Origin of the sequence: Arthrobacter sp. EpRS71 (genome assembly GCF_001512285.1) — a bacterium.
In the GTDB taxonomy this organism is placed as follows: Bacteria; Actinomycetota; Actinomycetes; order Actinomycetales; family Micrococcaceae; genus Arthrobacter.
The window spans coordinates 2,159,200-2,174,020 of the sequence record NZ_LNUV01000006.1; the positions used below are offsets into that span (position 1 = coordinate 2,159,200).

Annotated in this window: 15 protein-coding genes; 11 read left to right on the forward strand and 4 right to left on the reverse strand. The window is 60.4% G+C overall.

Annotated elements, in window-relative coordinates; translation table 11 throughout:
• Window position 1: 1 nt before the first annotated feature.
• The gene (glmS, locus tag AR689_RS20400) at window positions 2–1,885 is read right to left on the reverse strand and encodes a glutamine--fructose-6-phosphate transaminase (isomerizing) (protein ID WP_062073125.1); all 1,884 of its coding nucleotides are present in this window, start codon (window positions 1,883–1,885) and stop codon (window positions 2–4) included.
• Between the two features lie 136 nt (window positions 1,886–2,021).
• Between glmS and coaA the strand changes: the two genes are divergently transcribed.
• The gene (coaA, locus tag AR689_RS20405) at window positions 2,022–2,993 is read left to right on the forward strand and encodes a type I pantothenate kinase (RefSeq protein WP_024817559.1); all 972 of its coding nucleotides are present in this window, start codon (window positions 2,022–2,024) and stop codon (window positions 2,991–2,993) included.
• Between the two features lies 1 nt (window position 2,994).
• Window positions 2,995–3,861, forward strand: a complete 867-nt coding sequence (locus tag AR689_RS20410; protein ID WP_062073127.1) for a M15 family metallopeptidase — start codon at window positions 2,995–2,997, stop codon at window positions 3,859–3,861.
• 73 nt (window positions 3,862–3,934) lie between these two features.
• Here the strand turns inward: AR689_RS20410 and glmM are convergent, their stop codons facing one another.
• The 3 genes from glmM to rplM all read right to left on the reverse strand — a co-directional run bounded on the left by glmM (window position 3,935) and on the right by rplM (window position 6,444).
• On the reverse strand, window positions 3,935–5,299 hold the full coding sequence (gene glmM, locus AR689_RS20415) for a phosphoglucosamine mutase (protein WP_062073129.1): 1,365 nt from the start codon (window positions 5,297–5,299) through the stop codon (window positions 3,935–3,937).
• Between the two features lie 155 nt (window positions 5,300–5,454).
• On the reverse strand, window positions 5,455–5,961 hold the full coding sequence (rpsI, locus tag AR689_RS20420) for a 30S ribosomal protein S9 (protein WP_011775553.1): 507 nt from the start codon (window positions 5,959–5,961) through the stop codon (window positions 5,455–5,457).
• A gap of 39 nt (window positions 5,962–6,000) precedes the next feature.
• On the reverse strand, window positions 6,001–6,444 hold the full coding sequence (gene rplM, locus AR689_RS20425) for a 50S ribosomal protein L13 (RefSeq protein ID WP_011775554.1): 444 nt from the start codon (window positions 6,442–6,444) through the stop codon (window positions 6,001–6,003).
• A 287-nt stretch (window positions 6,445–6,731) separates the two neighbouring features.
• Between rplM and AR689_RS20430 the strand changes: the two genes are divergently transcribed.
• From AR689_RS20430 to AR689_RS20470, 9 genes are all read left to right on the forward strand, one after another.
• Window positions 6,732–7,376: a prepilin peptidase gene (locus AR689_RS20430; RefSeq protein ID WP_062073136.1), complete on the forward strand. Its 645-nt coding sequence runs from the start codon at window positions 6,732–6,734 to the stop codon at window positions 7,374–7,376.
• 326 nt (window positions 7,377–7,702) lie between these two features.
• Window positions 7,703–7,888, forward strand: coding sequence for a Flp family type IVb pilin (locus tag AR689_RS20435; RefSeq protein ID WP_231745612.1), 186 nt, complete (start codon window positions 7,703–7,705; stop codon window positions 7,886–7,888).
• Between the two features lie 102 nt (window positions 7,889–7,990).
• The gene (locus AR689_RS20440) at window positions 7,991–8,398 is read left to right on the forward strand and encodes a TadE/TadG family type IV pilus assembly protein (RefSeq protein WP_062073138.1); all 408 of its coding nucleotides are present in this window, start codon (window positions 7,991–7,993) and stop codon (window positions 8,396–8,398) included.
• Window positions 8,386–9,426, forward strand: a complete 1,041-nt coding sequence (locus AR689_RS20445) for a pilus assembly protein TadG-related protein (protein ID WP_062073139.1) — start codon at window positions 8,386–8,388, stop codon at window positions 9,424–9,426. Before AR689_RS20440 ends, AR689_RS20445 begins: the two co-directional genes overlap by 13 nt.
• A gap of 51 nt (window positions 9,427–9,477) precedes the next feature.
• The gene (gene cpaB / locus AR689_RS20450; RefSeq protein ID WP_062073141.1) at window positions 9,478–10,245 is read left to right on the forward strand and encodes a Flp pilus assembly protein CpaB; all 768 of its coding nucleotides are present in this window, start codon (window positions 9,478–9,480) and stop codon (window positions 10,243–10,245) included.
• Window positions 10,242–11,441: a CpaE/TadZ family protein gene (locus AR689_RS20455; RefSeq protein WP_062073143.1), complete on the forward strand. Its 1,200-nt coding sequence runs from the start codon at window positions 10,242–10,244 to the stop codon at window positions 11,439–11,441. The genes cpaB and AR689_RS20455 overlap by 4 nt, the downstream gene beginning before the upstream one ends.
• Window positions 11,438–12,880, forward strand: a complete 1,443-nt coding sequence (locus tag AR689_RS20460; protein ID WP_062073145.1) for a TadA family conjugal transfer-associated ATPase — start codon at window positions 11,438–11,440, stop codon at window positions 12,878–12,880. The genes AR689_RS20455 and AR689_RS20460 overlap by 4 nt, the downstream gene beginning before the upstream one ends.
• 2 nt (window positions 12,881–12,882) lie before the next feature.
• Entirely contained in the window at window positions 12,883–13,824 is a 942-nt protein-coding gene (locus AR689_RS20465; RefSeq protein WP_062073146.1) for a type II secretion system F family protein, read from the forward strand.
• A gap of 12 nt (window positions 13,825–13,836) precedes the next feature.
• A complete protein-coding gene (locus AR689_RS20470; protein WP_062073148.1) occupies window positions 13,837–14,715 on the forward strand; it encodes a type II secretion system F family protein in 879 nt (292 codons plus the stop codon).
• The last annotated feature ends 106 nt before the right edge of the window (window positions 14,716–14,821 follow it).

Below are 14,821 nucleotides of genomic sequence, written 5' to 3' on the forward strand. Positions count from 1 at the left end.
GTTATTCTACGGTGACGCTCTTGGCGAGGTTACGCGGCTGATCGACGTCGTAACCCTTGGCGCCGGCCAGTTCAGCAGCAAAGATCTGCAGCGGAACGGTGGTGAGCAGCGGCATCAGCAGGGTGGGGGTTTCAGGAACGTAGAAGACCTGCTCTGCATAATCCTTGACTGATTCGTCGCCCTCTTCAGCGATGACCAGGGTACGGGCACCACGTGCGCGGACTTCCTGAATGTTGCTGACCACCTTGGAGTGCAGGGAGTCGCGGCCACGCGGGGACGGCACAACAACGAAGACCGGCTGGCCATCGTCGATCAGGGCGATCGGACCGTGCTTCAGCTCGCCTGCAGCGAACCCTTCAGCGTGGATGTAGGCAATTTCCTTGAGCTTCAAAGCGCCTTCAAGGGCCACCGGGTAGCCAACGTGGCGGCCGAGGAACAGCACGGACTTCTCGTCCTTCATGCTGCGGGCCAATTCACGCAGGGGTCCGGCGTTGTCCAGGATGTGCTGGATCTTGGCCGGGATCTTGTTGAGGTCCGCCAGGACGTCCTTGATCTGTCCGGAGAAGATGTTCCCGCGCAGCTGGGCGAGGTAAAGGCCCAGCAAGTAAGCAGCAGTGATCTGCGCCAGGAAGGCCTTGGTGGAAGCAACAGCGATTTCCGGGCCGGCGTGGGTGTACAGCACGGCATCGGATTCACGCGGGATCGTGGACCCGTTGGTGTTGCAGATGGAGATCGTCTTTGCGCCCTGCTCGCGGGCGTAACGGACGGCCATCAGGGTGTCCATGGTCTCGCCGGACTGGCTGATGGACACCACCAGGGTGTTGGAGTCAACGATCGGATCGCGGTAGCGGAACTCATGGGCCAACTCCACCTCGGTGGGAATACGGCACCAGTTTTCAATGGCGTACTTGGCCACCAGACCGGCGTAGGCCGCGGTACCGCAAGCCAGCACGATGATCTTGTCCACCTGCTTGAGGAGCTCGGGATCGATGCGGAGCTCGTCCAGGGTCAGCTTTCCGTCAAGGTCCGAGCGGCCCAGGAGGGTCTGCGCCACGGCGTCGGGCTGGTCGTGGATTTCCTTCTCCATGAAGGAGCTGAAACCGCCCTTTTCGGCAGAAGCGGGATCCCAGTCAACGTGGTATTCCTTGCCCTCGGCGGGAGCACCGAAGAAGTCGGTGATCTCCACGGAGTCCGCGGTGATGGTGACGATCTGGTCCTGGCCCAGTTCCACGGCACGGCGGGTGTAGTCGATGAAGCCGGAGACATCGGAGCCGAGGAAGTTCTCGCCGTCGCCCAGGCCTACAACCAGCGGGGAGTTGCGGCGGGCGGCCACGACGACGTCAGGCTGGTCCGCGTGGACAGCGAGAAGGGTGAAAGCGCCTTCGAGTCGCTGGCATGCAAGGCGCATCGCCTCGGTGAGGTTACCGCCGTCGCCGTTGAGCTGGGTGCGGAAGATGTCACCGATGAGGGCGGCCGCAACTTCGGTGTCCGTCTCGGATTCGAACGTGACGCCCTTGCCGAGCAGTTCCTGCTTGAGCTCAGCGAAGTTTTCAATAATGCCGTTGTGAATGACCGCCAGCTTGCCGCCGTCGGAGAGGTGCGGGTGCGCGTTACGGTCGGTGGGTCCGCCGTGCGTGGCCCAGCGGGTATGGCCGATGCCGGTCAGGGATTCAGGAACTGGGTTTGCTTCCAGTTCTGCGATCAGGTTGCTCAGCTTGCCGGACTTTTTGCGGGACGAGATCGTCCCGTCAGCCACCACTGCGACGCCAGCGGAGTCATAGCCGCGGTATTCAAGACGACGCAGCCCTTCCACGACGACGTCCAGGGCGCTGTGACCAGCTGCCTTGCGAGACGAATTGCCAACATAGCCTACGATTCCACACATGGGCACAAGCTTAGCGTCTACTCCAAACAACTGATGTGGGACGTCCTAGCTCATAGCCTCACGTGGACAGCCACCACTCACAATTCACCTGCCCGTCGTCGTGCATTTCCTGATCCGTCCCGCGGAGGGCAGAATCATGAGCGTGACTTTGCAACGCACCGAAGCTAATGGCGACGGCGCTTCCCCGTTTGTAGAACTGGACCGTCAAACGTGGTCCAGACTTGCAGCGCAGATGGAGCAGCCCCTCAACGAAGAGGACGTCTTCCGCCTCCGCGGCCTCGGAGACCCCTTGGACATGAAGGAAGTCCGGGAGGTCTATCTCCCGCTCTCACGCCTCCTCCACTTGTACGTCCAAGCCTCGCACCAGCTCCACGCGGCCACCACCACCTTCCTGGGCGAGCAAACCCAACGCACGCCGTTCGTGATCGGCGTGGCCGGATCCGTAGCTGTTGGTAAATCCACGATCGCCCGTGTACTCCGGGAAATGCTCAGGCGGTGGCCTGGTACCCCCAACGTGGAACTCATCACCACAGATGGCTTCCTCTATCCCCTGGCCGAACTGAAGCGCCGGCACCTCCTGGAGCGAAAAGGATTCCCCGAGTCCTACGACCGCCGCGGACTTCTTCGCTTCGTTTCAGAAGTCAAAGGCGGCGCCGAGGAAGTGCGGGCACCGTGGTACTCCCACGTCACCTACGACATCGTTCCGGGCAAAGAAGTTGTGGTGCGGCGTCCGGATGTCCTCATTGTGGAAGGACTCAACGTCCTTGCCCCCGCCCGTCCCCGCATGGACGGAAAACAAGGACTGGCCGTCAGCGACTTCTTCGATTTCTCCATCTACGTCGATGCGAAAACCAGCTACATCGAGGAGTGGTATGTGGACCGTTTCCGTAAATTGCGGACCACCGCCTTTGCCCAGCCCGAGTCCTACTTCCACCGCTACGCAACACTCTCTGACGACGACGCCGAATCCACGGCAAGAGGCATCTGGAAACGGATCAACGAGCCAAACCTCGAGGAGAATGTCCTGCCTACCCGCGGACGCGCGCAGTTGGTACTCACGAAGGACGCAGACCACTCCATCCGCCGAATGCTGCTGAGGAAGGTCTAGCGTGCCCAACAATCCTCCACCGCTGCCTACCCGGAGGGTATTCGCAAGCCTGCTGACCGCTGGCGCTGGAATGGCAGCCCTCGCCGCCTGCACTCCTGAGAACGCCACACCTTCCCCCGTTGCCGCCACCGCCACCAGCGAAGCCCCCTCAGCTCCCGTAACGAGCTCCACAGCCACCCCAAGCGCTGCGGCCACCGAAACTGCACCCGTTGAAACGGCCAGCGCGACACCCTCCAGCACGGCCCCCTCGCAAGCCGTTGCCCCTCAGCACTCCCTCACGGATCCCACAAGTCCCTGGGTTGTGGTCAACAAACACCGGCCACTAGCTCCCCAGGACTTCGTGCCAGCAGATTTGGTTCAGCCGGGCGTGCGGTTGGCCGTCAGCGGCGAAGCGGCATTGCTGAACAGCACGACGGCGGCTGCTGCCGAAAAGATGTTCGGGGCCGCGGCCGCTGAAGGGGTCATCATGACGTTAGCCTCTGGCTACCGTTCCTATTCCACCCAGGTAGCTACCTACGGCGGATATGTCGCCAGCACCGGTCAGGCCGCCGCTGACCGGGCATCCGCCCGGCCAGGACACTCTGAGCATCAAACGGGCTGGGCCTTTGACATTGGCGACGGTGCGGGTGCCTGCAGTTTCCAGCCTTGCTTTGCCGAGCAACCCGCCGCTGTATGGGCCAAAGCCAATGCCCACAAGTTCGGGTTCGTGATCCGCTATCCATGGATGTTCCACGACACCACCGGCTACTTTTACGAGTCCTGGCACCTGCGCTACCTCGGTGTGGAGGCTGCCACTGACATGTCAACGCGCGGCATCGCGACCCTGGAAGAGTACTTCGGTCTCGAAGCAGCGCCGGACTACCTCTAGAACCTTAAAAGCCAAAGCCCGCTCCCCTGCTCACTTATCGAGCAGGAGTGCGGGCGGCCCAAAACGCGATTCCCTAGACTGCCATGTGGCTGGGAGCGCCTAAACGCTCTTTGACCACGGCAGCAAGACCTGTGCACACGCGCTCCGCCGTTTCCATGTCAGCAGCTTCCACCATGACGCGCACCAGCGCCTCGGTGCCTGAAGGGCGGAGCAACACTCGGCCGGTCTCCCCCAGTTCGAGTTCGGCTGCAGCAACAGCAGCCGCCACGCCTTCGTCGGTAGCGGCGCGGGCCTTGTCCACGCCCTTGACGTTGATCATCAGCTGCGGGAGCTTGGTCATCGCGGTGGAGAGTTCCTTAAGGCTGCGGCCTGTCAGTGCAACCTGCGCCGCAAGCTGAAGGCCGGTCAGGACACCGTCACCTGTGGTGGCGTAATCGGAGAAGATCACATGGCCGGACTGTTCGCCGCCCAGGTTGTAACCGCCGTTGCGCATTTCTTCGAGGACATAGCGGTCGCCGACTCCGGTTTCGCGAATGGTGATACCGGCGCTCTTGAGGGCGATCTTGAGGCCGAGGTTGCTCATGACGGTGGCCACCAGGATGCTGTCCTTGAGCTTTCCGGCCTCATTGAGGGCCAGTGCAAGGATAGCCATGATCTGGTCGCCATCCACTTCGTTGCCTTCGTGGTCCACGGCGAGGCAACGGTCGGCGTCGCCGTCGTGGGCTACGCCAAGGTCGGCGCCATGCTGAAGGACTGCTTCCTTCAACGGTCCCAGGTGGGTGGATCCTACGCCCTCGTTGATGTTCAGGCCGTCCGGCTCAGCGCCGATCACTACGACGTCCGCACCGGCGTCCTTGAACACCTGGGGTGAACAACCGCTCGCCGCACCATGGGCACAGTCCAGGACCACCTTCAGGCCGTCGAGGCGCTTGGGAAGCGTGCCCAGCAGGTGCACGATATAACGGTCCTCAGCGTCGGAGAAGCGCTGGATGCGTCCGACGTCGGCTCCCACCGGGCGCTGCGGCTCTTTGCCGAGCTGTGCCTCGATGGCGTCTTCGACGTGGTCCGGGAGCTTCTGGCCGCCGCGGGCAAAGAACTTGATGCCGTTGTCCGGCGCGGGGTTGTGGGAGGCCGACAGCATGACGCCGAAATCGGCGTCGAGATCTGCCACCAGGTAAGCGGCTGCAGGGGTGGGAAGAACGCCGGCGTCGTAGACGTCGATTCCGGAGCTGGAAAGCCCGGCTTCCACGGCGGCGGCGAGGAACTCGCCACTCGCTCTGGGGTCCCTGGCAACGACGGCGCGTGGCCGCTTGCCGTCGGTTGTGCGGTCATGGCCGAGTACGACGGCGGCGGCCTGGGCGAGCTGCATAGCCAGCTCGGCGGTGAGCAATCCGTTCGCGAGACCGCGCACGCCATCTGTTCCAAATAATCTAGACATCGGCTCAAGTTTAGACGACGCCGGGACACCATCAGTTCAGGAGCGTGTCGGAACGTCACATGCGGGCCGCGCACCGCCCCTGCATAACGGCGAAAGCCCGCCCCGCCGAGGTGGCGGAACGGGCTTTCGATGCCCCGGCGAAGGGGCGAAGCGAATTAACGCTTGGAGTACTGCTGAGCCTTACGTGCCTTCTTGAGACCAGCCTTCTTGCGCTCGATGACGCGGGCGTCACGGCTCAAGTAACCGGCCTTCTTGAGGGTGGCGCGGTTGTTGTCGACGTCGATCTCGTTCAGCGAGCGAGCAACACCGAGGCGCAGGGCACCGGCCTGGCCGGAGATGCCACCGCCGTGGATACGGGCGATGACGTCGTAGGCGCCTTCAAGATCAAGGATCTTGAAGGGCTCGTTGACGTCCTGCTGGTGCAGCTTGTTCGGGAAGTAGTTGTCCAGCGTGCGGCCGTTGATGGTCCACTTGCCGGAGCCCGGCACAACGCGAACGCGTGCAACGGCTTCCTTGCGGCGGCCAACAGCTGCGCCGGCAACGGTCAGTGCCGGGCGCTCCTTCTTCGGCGCATCTTCAGCAGATGTGCTTTCAGAGGTGTAGCTGGTGAGGGTTTCCTCAGCCTCGACGGCTTCGGCGGTCAGTTCTTCGTTCTGAGCCACGGTTCTCCTTGTAATAAAAAGTTTAGTTGGTGGCCAGGACTACTGGGCGACCTGGGTGATTTCGAAAGTCTTCGGCTGCTGTGCAGCGTGGGGGTGCTCCGGGCCTGCGTAGACCTTGAGCTTGCCCAGCTGCTGAGCGGCGAGGGAGTTCTTGGGGAGCATGCCCTTGATGGCCTTCTCAACAGCGCGAACCGGGTTGGATTCCAACAGCTCGGCGTAGTTGACGGAGGTCAGGCCGCCCGGGTAACCGGAGTGGCGGTATGCGCGCTTCTGCTCCAGCTTGGCGCCGGTGAGGGCAACCTTTTCAGCGTTGATGATGATGACGAAGTCGCCCATGTCCATGTGGGACGCAAAGGTCGGCTTGTGCTTTCCGCGCAGCAGTGTTGCGGTCTGGCTGGCAAGACGACCAAGGACAACGTCGGTGGCGTCAATGACGTGCCACTGGCGGTTGATATCGCCGGGCTTCGGGGTGTACGTACGCACGGTTTTGCCTCGTTCTTGTTCTGGCGTTCATGTTTTAGGCGGCACGCAATAAGGCGTGTACCTACTATGTATGCGCTACCGGAGCAGAGGTGAGGGCTCTATGTACCAGTTATCCCAGGATCTCGAAATGCCTCAGGAGTTAGCGATCCTGCAACTGGATCCCCCATAAGGCATGTGTCATCGAGATAGGACACGCACAACGACTCTAAACAATACCTTCAACGGGGCGCCCGGGTCAAAATGGAGTTACCGCCCCAGGGGGTTGGGCGCCGATTGAGGGAGAGCACATGACCGACGGGCCCGTCTTTCCGTTCCTTATGGCGCTGCCAGGTTTGCTCCTCAGCCCTGCGGCCGAGCTCGTGATCGCACGCACGCTACCGCGGCTTGGCAGCACCCCTGCACCTCAAGTCCGGATCACGACGGCGGCTGTCACCTCGCTGCTGTTTGGTTTGCTCGCATGGCGTTTTGGTTTCTCTTCCGAGTTGCCGGCATTTCTCTTATTGGCATTGCTGGGCGTGCAGCTTTCACGGATCGATTTCGCCCTCCATTTGCTGCCGAATGCACTCATAGTGTTCCTTCTTGGGGGTGGACTACTCCTCCTGGCGGCATCCGCAGCCCTTGCCCCGGGATGGCCGGAGCTCGCGCGGGCACTCGCCGGAGGGGCTGTCCTGTTCGCGAGCTACGTCATTCTTAAACTTATTTCGCCAAAAAACCTCGGAATGGGCGATGTGAAGCTCGCAGCACCACTCGGACTGTACTTGGGGTACTTGGGTTGGCAGCAAGTACTCTTCGGCGGACTGTTGGGATTCGTGGTAGGTGGGGTGCTCACGGTACTGATGTTGCGCCTGCGACGCACGGAAAAACCCACAGAAACGGCACATGGTCCAGCGATGGTCATCGGCGCCCTCAGCGTCGCCCTGGTCATGAGCTGACACAACGTAGTACGCACTTACCTTTCCCATCCCGGGCCCCCAAATCACTAAGGCTCCTGTCGAAACCAAGTAGTTTCGAGCCCTTTTTCATCCAAAACTGAGTACTTCCTCCCCTCAGTGCGTGCCGGCGAGTAGCGGCCACTCCCCCAAGTCGAGTACGGCTACGCATTGTCGCAGCCACTTCCCAGGGTGAATTCTTATCTCATCGAATTCCGAACCGCTAAAGGAAACATGGGGGTAGTTCGGGAAACGTATAAATGCAAATTCCGATAATTTGCTGGACCTATATCCACATTCACGAATATTTTTCTGGGAAGGAAATTCCAATGTCTGCTTTCATGTTCACCATTACCTCGTACATTGCCGGCGTCAAGGATCGCTTCACCTCCGATGAGAAGGGCGCGACGATGGTTGAATACGGCATCATGGTCGCCGCTATCGCCGTCGTGGTGGGAGTTGCAGCCTTCGCACTCGGAGGGCGTGTTACTACTCTCTTCGGCGGCATCCTCTAGCTCAGCCACGTGACTCGGTTGGTCGCGGCTGCCGATTGGCAACCACGACCAACCCGTCGCTTTTAAAGCACGTTCTGTTGGATCTGGGACCGGGAGACGGATGTGAAATCCAAAACGAATGAGCGTGGCGCCGCGGCCGTGGAACTGGCCATCCTCCTGCCACTTTTGCTGCTAATCCTGTTCGGAATCATGGAGTTTGGGCGCGCCTACAATGTCCAGGTTTCCCTGACTCAGGCCGCACGTGAAGGAGCCCGCCATGCCGCAGTGCACTACCAAGACGGCACCCTCGACGTCTCCGGCGCCGCTTTGGCAGCGGCGCCGGCCTTGGACGGATTAGGAGTCACCGTCGCAGACAATGCTTCCAGCTGCGCGCCAGGATCAAACGTGGAAGTCACCACCAGTGTTTCCCTGTCTTCGATGACTGGATTCCTGGACGCCGGCTTCTTCGGCGGAACAGGCATCTTCCCGCTTAATTTGTCAGGAGTGGGGGTCATGAGATGCGGTGGTTAGACAGGGCACGTCGGGATATTTGGACGCATAAGGATGCCGTCGACTCCGAACGTGGCGCAAGCACCGTCATCGTCGCAGGCCTCATGGTCGTCCTCTTCGGGTTTGCCGCCTTGGCCGTGGATGTCGGGGCAATCTATGCCGAGAAAGCCCAACTGCAGAATGGCGCTGATGCAGCAGCGCTGGCTATCGCCACCGACTGCGCAGGGGGTAACTGCGGGAGCAGCGCGTCTACCGGAAACCAGTTCGCCAATGACAATGCCAATGACAACACCAGCGGCGCCGTCGTAACGTTCCCCTCTGCCACTACGGTACGGGTGGTCACCAACGCCAGGGACACTGCGGGCCAGAACAGCTTCTCACTTTTCTTTGCGCGGGCAATGGGCTACGACACGACCACAGTTGACGCGTCGGCTGAGGCCTCGTGGGGCGCTCCGTCAGCTGCGACCACGTTGCCGTGGACGGTCAGCGAGTGTGTGTTCAAGAAATACCTCTCGCCGACGCAGCTGTCCTCGCTAAACTCCACCGGCAATTTCTCAGGAGATCCCACCCCGACCCATCTTCTTCTTCGGTACGACGAGAATGCGCCGACAGTCCCGGGGTGCGCCGCACAGAATGGCTACCAGCCCGGCGGCTTTGGTTGGCTGTTGACAGATTCTGGATGTTCTACGGATATCGACCTCGACATGACAGTCGACGGTCAGACCGGCAACCACTTCCCGAATGCAGCTGGATGTAATGCAGCTTTGGCCACCATCATGGACGAGCCAGCTCTTATTCCGCTTTTCAGTGCTGCGACGGGGAATGGTTCAAACGCCGAATACACACTGATTGGCTTCGCAGCATTTCAGGTCACCGGTTACAAATTCAGCGGCTCTGGGGCCGTTCTTGATCCCCTCGCCCCGAGTTGCACTGGCAACTGCCGCGGACTCCAGGGGTACTTCTCCCGCTTCGTTTCACTCGAAGAGGGCATGCAGACAACGGAGGGAACTCCCAACTACGGGGCCTCCGTCGTCACGCTCACTGGGTAGCGGGCTGAGATGCCGCTGTTCTGGAATCCGAAAGAATCAAAGGAGTAGAAAGTGAAAACACGCCTACTGGGAGGCATTGCGGCACTGCTGTTAGCAGTCATCGGCACCGTCTTGTTGGTCAGCTACGTTCAAGGAGCCGACAAGCGTGCGCAGCAAGGGCTTGATCCCGTAAACGTCCTTGTGGTTAAGGAACGCATACCGGCCGGCACCAAGGCTGAAGAAATTCAGTCCAAGGTCAAGACCGAAACCCTGCCGCAGTCGGCGGTGGCACCCGGCACCATCAATGCCCTTAGCGATCAAAAGGGCAAGGTCACCTCATCAGACCTCCAACCAGGGGAACAGCTTCTGGGAGTAAAACTGGTCAGCCCCAAAGATCTCGCACCAGGCACTGTTCCTGTACCCGAGGGATTGCAAGAAGCAACGTTCGTACTTGCGCCCGAGCGAATCCTGGGAGGCCGGATTGAGGCCGGAGACACCGTCACAGTCTTTGCTTCCTTCAAATTGGACGAAGCGGTTCCGGCAGGTGCGAACCTTCCGGCTGGCTTGACCGGCTGGAAAGACTTCACAGAACTGCTGTATCACGACGTTCTGGTCACCGCAGTCCAGCAAGCAGCCCCTGACGCGGAAAAATCAGCAGGAACTGACAAGGGGGTGGCACTTCCCAACGGATCCGCCTACGTCACGGTGGCGCTCAGCGACGCCAACGCTACAAAGATGGTCTTTGGCGCAGAGTTTGGCACTCTGTGGCTCTCCAAGCAGACCGACAAGACCGTCAAGAGCGATCCTCCGACGACGACCTTTGGAGGGCTGGTCCAATGAGCCGCTTCGTAGCCATCACTGCCGTCCGAGACTTTGAAGGACGCATTCGGCAAGCCATCAGTGGCGCACTGCACGGCGACCTTCAAACGCTGTCCCCGGCCGTCCTCCAAGCCGGCACCGACGAAATCTTCAAGCAACTGACAGGAGCACCTCCAGAGGTGATGATCCTCGGCCCAGGCGTCAATCCTGACGACGCTTTCAAACTGGCCACGGTGATCGACCTCCAGTACCCCGAAATCAGCCTCCTGATGGTGGCCGAGCCCAGCGCTGACATTGTGCTGAAAGCCATGCACGCTGGAGTCAGGGATGTGGTCGCCCCCGAAGCGGACGTCAACGAACTCCGAGTCCTCCTGGAACGTGCATGCTTGGCCGCCGCCAGCCGGCGACGCGGAATGCAACCAGCTGCCGAATCCGGACAAGAGCGGGGACGGGTCATTGCCGTCATGTCACCGAAAGGCGGCGTGGGAAAGACGACTGTTGCCACGAACCTCGCCATTGGCTTGGGGTCGCTTGCGCCGATGAGTGTGGTGATTGTGGACCTGGACCTGCAATTCGGCGACGTCGCTTCCGGCCTGTTGCTCGAACCGGAGCACTCCATCACCGAAGCTGTTCACGGAGCTGCTGCCCAGGACTCCATGGTCCTCAAGGCGTTTCTGACCGTCCACCCAGCCGGAATCTACGCACTCTGCGCACCACAGAAGCCCTCTGATTCGGACTACATCACTGCCGAACACGTCACCCGCCTCCTCAATCAGCTGGCAACAGAGTTCAAGTACGTCGTGGTGGACACTGCACCAGGCCTTGGCGAACACTGTCTCGCCACGCTGGAGTTGGCCACCGATGGAGTCTGGGTGTGCGGGATGGATGTGCCCAGCATCAGGGGTCTGAGGAAGTGCTTCAGCGTTCTGAAGGAACTTCAGCTGTTGCCACAGGGCCGGCATACGGTCTTGAACTTCGCGGACAGGAAGAGTGGTCTTTCCGTCCAGGACGTTGAAGCCACCATCGGAGTGCCCGTTGACACGGTCATTCCGAGGTCCCGCACTCTTCCCTACTCCACGAACCGTGGCATCCCGGTCCTGCAAGGCACAGTTCGGGATTCAGCGATCAAGGGACTGCGGAAGCTCGTTCAGCGGTTCGATCCTCGGCTCGAATCCGCACCTCAGAACAAACTGCACCGAAGGGTGGTGGTGTCATGAAGCTGTCAGAGAGACTTTCGAAGAATAACTCCCTTGGTGCCGCTGCCCCGGGTGACATGCAAGCTCCGGACACGGCTCCCGGCGGTGACTGGATAGCAACAGCTTCAGCGCCCACCCCAATTTTGGGCGGTGCACCCACTACGCCTGCGGTGGATGCGCTGGCCGGACTCAAACAGCGTGCGGCTTCTTCACTGTTTGAACGCATCGGAAACCGCATGGGTGACACGTCGTCATCCGAGGAGGATCTTCGGTCTTTTGCAGTGGACGAACTCTCAGCAGTCATCGATGAGGAGCAAGTACCGCTCTCCCCCGAGGAGCGGCGTCGGCTCATCCGCGAGATTTCCGACGAGGTGATGGGCTACGGCCCGCTGCAGCGTCTGCTGGAGGACCCCTCCGTCACGGAGGTCATGGTGAACCGCTTTGACCAGATCTACGTGGAGCGGCATGGACACCTGGCCTTGACCGAGCTGCAGTTCAGTTCGGATGACCACCTGCGGAAGGTGATTGAACGGATCGTTTCAAGAGTCGGACGCCGCATCGATGAATCGTCTCCATTGGTCGATGCCCGGTTGGAGGACGGCTCGCGTGTGAATGCGATCATCCCCCCGCTGGCTGTCAACGGACCATCGTTGACCATCAGGAAATTCAGCCACGTTCCGCTCACGGTCAGGAATCTCATTGAGTGGGGCTCCATGAGCCAGGAGATGGCTGAATTACTGAGCGCCTGCGTAAGGGCACGCTTGAATGTCATCGTTTCGGGCGGTACAGGCACAGGAAAGACGACATTGCTGAACGTTTTGTCGTCCTTCATCCCGGAGTCCGATCGAATCGTCACCATTGAAGACGCCGTGGAGCTACAACTTCAACAGCGTCATGTCGTCAGGCTGGAAAGCCGCCCACCCAATATTGAGGGAAAGGGTGCTATCACTATCCGTGATCTGGTCCGTAACTCGCTTCGTATGCGCCCGGATCGGATCATCGTCGGTGAGGTCCGTGGCGGTGAATCCTTGGACATGCTGCAGGCGATGAACACCGGCCACGATGGCTCCCTGTCCACTGTGCACGCCAACTCTCCCAGGGACGCGATTGCACGATTGGAGACGCTGGTGTTGATGGCCGGAATGGATCTTCCGCTTCGCGCAATTCGGGAGCAGGTTTCCTCAGCTGTTGATCTCATCGTTCAGGTCACCCGCCTCCGTGATGGTAGCCGACGGGTAACCCATGTCACCGAGGTGCAAGGGATGGAAGGGGATGTCGTCACACTCCAGGACGCTTTTCTCTTCGACTACTCGGCAGGTTTGGACGCCCAGGGGCACTTCCTGGGCAAAGCTATCCCTACAGGCATTCGGCCCCGTTTCCTCGATCGGTTTACGGAGCTCGGGATTCAGGTATCCCCTGCGACCTTTGGTGTCGCTCCAGTAGCGGTGGGGAGGCGTTAGCGATGGAATCTCCAGCGTTCTTCGTCCTCGCGATCGCACTCTGTGTGTCCGCCCTCATCGTCCTGGTAGCCGTGGTCCTGAAACCGCGGAATGGCCCTATCCCGGTTGAGCGTCGTCGGGTGGACCTGCCACAGGATAACTCCGCAGTGGGGCGCGTTTCCGAGTCTGCGGTGCGCCTGGTTGATACCGCCATTGGCACGTCTGGGGGCCCCTTCAATCGAGAGGTCCTATACAACGCCGGCGTCAAACAGGCTCCTGCAGACGTGACGGTGGTGGTTGTGATCGCCGCTGTACTTCTGGGAGGCTTCGGCTGGCTTTTGATTAATCCCTTCATTGGCATTGTGCTCGCTATTGCCGCACCTTTTGGGGCGAAGCTGATCCTCGCCGTGAAAACAGGAAAACGCCGCGGCAAGTTTGAGATGCAGTTAACGGACACCATTCAGATGTTGATTGGTGGCCTTCGCGTCGGGCACAGCATCATGAGGTCATTGGAGGCCGCGGCACAGGAATCACAGGCCCCAACGTCAGAAGAACTTGCCCGGATTGTCAACGAAGTACGAATCGGCAAGGACCCTCGGCAGGCACTGGAGGATTGCGCCAGCCGTATGGACAGCGAAGATTTCCAGTGGATTGGGCAAGCAATCCAGATCAACCGCGAGGTGGGTGGCGACTTGGCCGAGGTATTGGAGCAGGTGGCAGGAACCATCCGGGAGCGCAGCGAGATCAAGGGCCACGTACGCGCCTTAAGCGCTGAAGGCAAGATGTCAGCGGTGGTCTTGATGATTCTTCCTGTTGCTGTGGGACTCTTCATGTCCGCGTTGAACCCCGGTTACATGAGGCTCTTCGCAGAACACCCCATAGGGATCGCCCTCGTTGTGGTCAGCGCGGTCCTGTTCGCTGTTGGCGGCTTCTGGATGAGCCGCACTGTGAAGATCAAATTCTAGGAGACAACGCTCATGACTCCCATTGCATGGCTGATCATAGCCACCATCGTTCTGCCGGTAGGCTACTTCGCTTGGTCGCTGCTCAGCATCGACCGTAAGGGCATAGTTGCCATTCAGAGCAATCTCGGTTCGGGCTTCGCGCAAGGCGGCGGGGTAAACCTTCAACGTCCCCCTCTCCTGCTGGGCGTCGCCAGGAAACTGACCCCTGGCAGCTACGAAGCCAAAATGGATCATTGGCTCGCCCTCGCCGGGCGGCCAATGTCGATGCCGTTGCCCAAGCTCCTAGCCCTAAAGCCCGCACTTGGGCTGGCCGGAGCACTCGGCGGAGTATCCCTGTTTCTTCTCAGTCCTGGTCCCGGAATGGTCGGACTGGGCCTCTTCCTGACAGTGTTTCTGTATTTCCTTCCAGACCTCCTGATCTATAACTCCGGGATCAAACGGCAGGAGGCAATCAAACTCGAGTTTCCCAACACCCTGGATCAAATGCTGATTTCGGTCGAAGCAGGCCTCGGCTTCGAATCGGCGATGGAACGGGCTTCCTCGCAGGGGGCCGGTCCTCTGCCTCAGGAACTCATGCGCACGTTGCAGGACATCCAAGTGGGTCGTCCCCGGCAGGAGTCCTACGAGGCATTGGCCGATCGATGCGCCGTACCTGACGTCCGCAGTTTCGTCCTTGCCGTAATACAAGCCGACAAATATGGCATCGGGATCGCGAACGTCCTCCGCGCCCAGGCCAAGCAAGCACGCGTCAAACGGCGGCAAAGCGCAGAGGAGCGTGCGATGAAGTTGCCAGTCAAGGTGCTTTTTCCGCTCTTGTTCTGCATTTTCCCGGTCCTCTTCATAGTCCTTCTGGGTCCCGCAGCCATCAAGATCATGCAGGCATTCGGCTGATCTTGCTCCGCGGGAAATAGACCGGCACTTCGCGGATCCCAGACCACGGAGTGCCACAACGGCCCCCTTCCGGTACCCAGAGCCGGGAGGGGGTCCTCCCACGTCC

Coding starts and splice junctions, on each gene's coding strand:
- glmS (WP_062073125.1), bottom strand. CDS start 1,885: ATGTGTGGAATCGTAGGCTATGTTGGCAATTCGTCTCGCAAGGCAGCT.
- coaA (WP_024817559.1), top strand. CDS start 2,022: ATGAGCGTGACTTTGCAACGCACCGAAGCTAATGGCGACGGCGCTTCC.
- glmM (WP_062073129.1), bottom strand. CDS start 5,299: ATGTCTAGATTATTTGGAACAGATGGCGTGCGCGGTCTCGCGAACGGA.
- AR689_RS20430 (WP_062073136.1), top strand. CDS start 6,732: ATGACCGACGGGCCCGTCTTTCCGTTCCTTATGGCGCTGCCAGGTTTG.
- AR689_RS20435 (WP_231745612.1), top strand. CDS start 7,703: ATGTCTGCTTTCATGTTCACCATTACCTCGTACATTGCCGGCGTCAAG.
- AR689_RS20445 (WP_062073139.1), top strand. CDS start 8,386: ATGCGGTGGTTAGACAGGGCACGTCGGGATATTTGGACGCATAAGGAT.
- AR689_RS20455 (WP_062073143.1), top strand. CDS start 10,242: ATGAGCCGCTTCGTAGCCATCACTGCCGTCCGAGACTTTGAAGGACGC.
- AR689_RS20460 (WP_062073145.1), top strand. CDS start 11,438: ATGAAGCTGTCAGAGAGACTTTCGAAGAATAACTCCCTTGGTGCCGCT.
- AR689_RS20465 (WP_062073146.1), top strand. CDS start 12,883: ATGGAATCTCCAGCGTTCTTCGTCCTCGCGATCGCACTCTGTGTGTCC.
- AR689_RS20470 (WP_062073148.1), top strand. CDS start 13,837: ATGACTCCCATTGCATGGCTGATCATAGCCACCATCGTTCTGCCGGTA.